Source organism: Kitasatospora sp. NPDC004240 (genome assembly GCF_053603215.1).
In genome coordinates this window covers 1-5,114 of the sequence record NZ_JBSGFD010000348.1, presented here as the reverse complement: position 1 = coordinate 5,114, position 5,114 = coordinate 1, and the positions used below count along the sequence as shown (strand labels likewise).

Below are 5,114 nucleotides of genomic sequence, written 5' to 3'. Positions count from 1 at the left end.
GCCCCCGGCCGGGACCGGTGACCCGGTCCCGGCCGGCGCTCCCGCGCCCGCCCACGCGCTGACGTTCAGGCGGTCGTGGCCGGGACGGTCAGGCGGCCGTCGTGGACCTCGGCCACCCGGTCGACGGCCGTCAGGTGCGCCCGGTCATGGGTGACCAGGACGGTGGCGGTCGCCCGGCGGTGGGTCAGCTCGGTTATCAGGTCGATGATCGCGGCACCGCGCTCGTGGTCCAGCGCGCTGGTCGGCTCGTCGACCAGCAGCACGGTGGGGTCGTTCATCAGGGCGCGGGCGATGTTGACCCGCTGGCGCTGACCGCCCGACAGCTGGTGCGGACGGCGGGTGGCCTGGGCGCGCAGGCCGACCGCGTCCAGCAGCTCGTGCGCGCGCTCGGCGGCGGACCGCGGTGAGCGGCCGTCCAGATGGGCCATCACCTGGAGCTGCTCGACCGCGGTGAGCGAGGGCAGCAGATTGGGCTGCTGGAAGACGATGCCGATGCGGTGCCGGCGCAGCGCCGCGAGCTCGGCACGGCCCAGACCCGTGGTCTCCACCCCGTCGACGACGACCCGGCCGGAGTCCGGGGCGATCAGGGTCGCGGCGACCGCGAGCAGGCTGGACTTGCCGGACCCGGACGGGCCGACCACCGCCGTCAGCGAGCCCTTGGGCACGTCCAGGGAGACGTCGGCCAGCGCGGTCAGCCGCTCGTCGCCGTCCGGGTAGGTGAGGGTGATGCGGTCGAGGTGCAGGCTCATCGGGCGCTCCCCAGGGCGGTCAGCGGGTCGACGGAGGTGATCCGGCGGATGGACAGGGCCGCGCCGACCGCGCCGAGGGCGATCATCACGGCGGCGGGCAGCAGCAGCGTCGGCGCGTCCAGGACGAACGGCACGGCGGAGGCCACCACCGCACCGGCCGCGAGCGCGATCGCCGTCCCGACGGCCGTCCCCAGCACCAGCAGCAGCACGGCCTGGCCGAGCGCGTCCTTCAGCAGGTACCGGGTGGAGGCGCCGAGGGCCTTCAGCACCGCGATGTCGCCGCTGCGCTGGATCGTCCAGACGGTGAAGAACGCGCCGATCACCAGCGCCGAGATGGCGAACAGGAAGCCCCGCATCAGCTGGAGCGAGCCGTTCTCCGAGGTGTAGGAGCCGATGGCGGTGAGCGAGCCCTCCCGGCCGCGGGTCTCGGTGCCCAGCCGGGCGTCCGCGGCTTCCAGGTCCGCGTCGGCGGTGGTGGTCAGGGCGATCACGGTGGCGCCGCCCTGGGCGGTGGGGGAGATCTGCTGCCAGTCGCCCAGGCTCGTCCACACCACCGGGGTGTGGCTGTAGTAGGCGTCGCCCGCCACCGCCGCGATCCGCAGCGGTCGCCCGCCGAGGGTGATGCTCGCGCCCGCCGTCACGTCGCCCAGGCTCTCGGCGGCCGCGGTGGAGAGCACCGCCTGCCCGGGAGCGATCAGCGCGCCCCGCGGGGCCAGCCCGGAGCCGTCCGGGACACCGAAGGCCGAGAGCGCGGCCGTGCGGCTGCCGGCCGCGGCCTTGGTGGTGGTGATGCCCAGCGGCTGCGCCTGCTCCACCCCCGGTATCCGGGCCCAGTCCCGCCACTGGTCCGGGGACACCCGGGAGTCGGTGAACGACAGCTTCTGCCCGTCCGCCGGCCGGCCGAAGGCCAGGTGGTCGGCGGACAGCCCGGTGACGGCCGAGATGTTCTGCCGGCCCAGCCCGGCGGTCAGACCGGACAGCAGGCCCACCAGCACGGTGATCAGTACGACGACCGCCCCCATCAGGGCGAACCGCCCCTTGGCGAACGCGAGGTCCCTCCAGGCGACGAACACGTCTCCCCTTCCACTTCCCCCGGCCCGTCCGGCGCTCCGGCCCGGGCACTTCTCCGACGCTGCCCACTCTCGCCGCGACGGGGGCCGCGGGGCATCGCACCGGGGATTGCTTCCTCGGCATCGAAGGGCAGAGTGCGAGTTCAACCTTTTGATTGATGCTGCGGGCGAGCGGCGGATCATAGGCTGGACCAATGGCGACCGAACGACCCCGAACCACCCCCGTCGCCCGCGTGCTCCAGATCTGCCTGCACCTGCTGGTCGCGGGCCTGCTGGCGCTCGCCGTCACCCGTGCCGCCCTCGGGCGCGGCGGCGACCCGGCGGCCGTCACCTCCGCATGCCTCGCGATGGCGGCCGTCTACGCGGCCGGGCCCTTCCTGCCCGCGGTCCACCGCTCCCGGCGGGCCGCCGCGCTCTGGCTCGCCCTGCTCGGCGTGACCTGGGTCGGCGTGCTCGTCGCCACCCAGGACGGCGTCTGGCTGGCCTTCCCGCTGTACTTCCTGGAGCTGCACCTGCTCGGGCGCCGCGGCGGGCCGGCGGCCGTCGCGCTCACCGCCGTCGCGGCGATCACCGCGTACGCCTGGCACCAGCACACGCTCAGCGTGGCCGCCGCGATAGGGCCGGCCCTCGGCGCCGCCGTGGCCACCGCCACCGTGCTCGGCTACCAGGCGCTCTACCGGGAGAGCGAGGAGCGCCGGCGGCTGATCGACGAGCTCACCGCCGCCCGCGCCGACCTCGACGCAGCCCACCACGCCGCCGGGGTGCAGGCCGAACGCGAGCGCCTCGCCCGCGAGATCCACGACACCCTGGCGCAGAGCCTCACCAGCATCCAGCTGCTGCTGCGGGCCGCCCAACGAGCCCTGCCCGACCGCACCGAGGCCGCCGCCGCGTACGTCGAGCAGGCCCGCCAGGCCGCCCAGGACAACCTCGCCGAGGCCCGCCGCTTCGTCCACGCGCTCACCCCGCCCGACCTGGACGGCTCCTCGCTGCCCGCCGCCCTGGAACGGCTCTGCGCCACCACCACCGCCCGCAGCGGCCTGCCCGTCCACCTGCACGTCTCCGGCGAGCCGGCCCAGCTGCCGGTGCCGTACGAGGTGGCGCTGCTGCGGATCGCGCAGTCGGCGCTCGGCAACACCGTCCGGCACGCCGACGCCCGCCGCGCCGAGGTGACGCTCAGCTACATGGAGGGCGAGGTGGCGTTGGACGTGCTCGACGACGGCAAGGGGTTCGACCCGGAGGCGCTGCCCGCCTCGGCCGGGGACGGCGGCTTCGGCCTGCCGTCGATGCGGGCCAGGGCGCGGGCGCTCGGCGGGGTCTTCGCGGTGGAGTCGGCCGCCGGCCAGGGAACGGCACTGGCGGTGCTGCTGCCGGTGCCGGCGGACTCGTGGGAGAGCCGGGATCCGGGGGAGCCGGTGCGGCTCGGGGGCCCGGCCGAGCGGCCGGAGCGGGAGCAGTCGCAGGGGCAGGGACAGGGGAGGACGGCACAGGGGCCGGCTCCCGAGCAGGCGCAGCCGGGGGAGTCGTCAGCGTCGTCGGAGTTGCCGGAGTCATCGGAGGACAGGCCGTGAGTGAACCGATCCGTCTGCTGCTGGCCGACGACCACCCGGTGGTCCGGGCCGGGCTGCGCGCCGTCCTGGAGACCGAGGCGGACCTCGCCGTGGTGGCGGAGGCGGCCACCGCCGAGCAGGCCGTCGAGCTGGCCGCGCGGGTGCCGGTGGACGTGGTGCTGATGGACCTCCAGTTCGGGCCGGGGTCCGCCATGAACGGGGCCCAGGCCACCGCGGCCATCACCGCCCGGCCCGGGGCGCCGCGCGTCCTGATCGTCACCACCTATGACACCGACGCCGACACCCTGCCGGCCCTGGAGGCCGGCGCCACCGGCTACCTGCTCAAGGACGCCCCGCCGGAGGAGCTCGCCGCGGCGGTGCGCTCCGCGGCGGCCGGGCGTCCTGCCCTGGCGGCCACCGTCGCCGACCGCCTGCTGGAACGGATGCGCACCCCCTCGGCGGCCCTCAGCGCCCGTGAGACCGAGGTCCTGGGCCTGGTCGCGGACGGCCTCAACAACCTGCAGATCAGCCGGCAGCTGCACCTCAGCCAGGCCACGGTGAAGTCACACCTGGTGCACATCTACACGAAGTTGGGCGTCGAGTCGCGGACGGCGGCGGTGCGGGAGGCGCGGGCGCGGGGGTTGATCCGGCGCGGGGGGTGAGCGCGCCGGGGGCGGGGGTTCGGGGGCGTGCGGGTGGGTGCCCCGCGGGCGGCGGTTGTGCGTGGGGGTGGGGTGGCGTCGAGTCGCGGACGGCGGCGGTGCGGGAGGCGCGGGAGTCCGGGGGCGAGGGCCCGGCGGGACGCGAGCGGGACCCCGGCCGGGCACCGACCCCCGTGCGGTGCCCGGCCGGGGTCCCGCTCCCGTGGGCGGGTCCGGCGTGGTGCCCGGCCACGGTGCCCGACCGCGGGCCAGGCGTGGGCCGGGGGGCGTAGGGTGGGCGGGTTCGGGGTGGTTCGCCGACTGGAGGGGTCGTCCCGTGGCCGGGTGGATCGAGGGTTTGGCGGTGCCCGTCGTCGGGGCACCGATGGCGGGCGGGGCCTCCACCCCGGAGCTGGTCGCCGCCGTGAGCGCGGCGGGCGGGCTGGGGTTCCTGGCGGCCGGGTACCGCGGTGCCGGGGCCGTGGCCGAGGAGGTCGCCCGGGTACGGAAGTCGACGGACCGGCCGTTCGGCGTGAACCTCTTCGTCCCGGGCGAGCCGGGTGATCCGGCGGCCGTCGCCGCGTACCGCCGTCGGCTGCTGCCGGAGGCCGAGGCCCTCGGGGTGACCCTGCCCGAGGAGACCGGGCCGGACCGCGACGACTGGGAGGCCAAGATCGCCGCCCTGACGGCGGACCCGGTGCCGGTGGTCTCGTACACCTTCGGCCTGCCCTCGCCCGAGGAGGTACGGGCCCTGCGGGCGGCCGGAAGCCTGCAGATCGGGACGGTGACCACCCCCGAGGAGGCCCGCCGGGCGCAGGCGGCCGGTGTGGACGCGCTCTGCGTGCAGGGCCCGGAGGCGGGCGGCCATCGGGCGACGTTCCGGGTGGCGGACACCCCGGGCGACCTCCCGCTGCTCGAACTCCTCGCCGCCGTACGGGCGGTGACCGCGCTGCCGCTGATCGCCGCGGGCGGGATCGGTGACGGCCCGGGCCACCCCGCATCCCGGAAGGGGTGCGGGCCCTCGCGCGTTCCGCGCCGGTCGCGCCCGGGCTCAGCCCTTGACGCAGACGACCTGCTTCAGATGTGCGACCACCTCGACCAGGTCGC

General features: G+C 76.3%; 5 protein-coding genes. 3 read left to right on the top strand and 2 right to left on the bottom strand.

The annotated features are described in order from the left end of the window. Nucleotides 1-65 precede the first annotated feature (65 nt). Together ACWEQL_RS40850 and ACWEQL_RS40845 are read right to left on the bottom strand one after the other, a co-directional pair. A complete protein-coding gene (locus ACWEQL_RS40850; RefSeq protein ID WP_452156440.1) occupies nucleotides 66-749 on the bottom strand; it encodes an ABC transporter ATP-binding protein in 684 nt (227 codons plus the stop codon). Next, the gene (locus tag ACWEQL_RS40845) at nucleotides 746-1,822 is read right to left on the bottom strand and encodes an ABC transporter permease (protein WP_452156438.1); all 1,077 of its coding nucleotides are present in this window, start codon (nucleotides 1,820-1,822) and stop codon (nucleotides 746-748) included. The genes ACWEQL_RS40850 and ACWEQL_RS40845 overlap by 4 nt, the downstream gene beginning before the upstream one ends. A gap of 191 nt (nucleotides 1,823-2,013) precedes the next feature. Here ACWEQL_RS40845 and ACWEQL_RS40840 point away from each other — a divergent pair, with 191 nt between their 5' ends. From ACWEQL_RS40840 to ACWEQL_RS40830, 3 genes are all read left to right on the top strand, one after another. Continuing rightward, the gene (locus ACWEQL_RS40840) at nucleotides 2,014-3,387 is read left to right on the top strand and encodes a sensor histidine kinase (protein ID WP_452156435.1); all 1,374 of its coding nucleotides are present in this window, start codon (nucleotides 2,014-2,016) and stop codon (nucleotides 3,385-3,387) included. After that, nucleotides 3,384-4,028, top strand: a complete 645-nt coding sequence (locus tag ACWEQL_RS40835; RefSeq protein WP_452156433.1) for a response regulator — start codon at nucleotides 3,384-3,386, stop codon at nucleotides 4,026-4,028. The genes ACWEQL_RS40840 and ACWEQL_RS40835 overlap by 4 nt, the downstream gene beginning before the upstream one ends. Before the next feature lie 343 nt (nucleotides 4,029-4,371). Further along, on the top strand, nucleotides 4,372-5,114 hold a 743-nt coding region (locus ACWEQL_RS40830; RefSeq protein WP_452156431.1), incomplete at its 3' end, for a nitronate monooxygenase.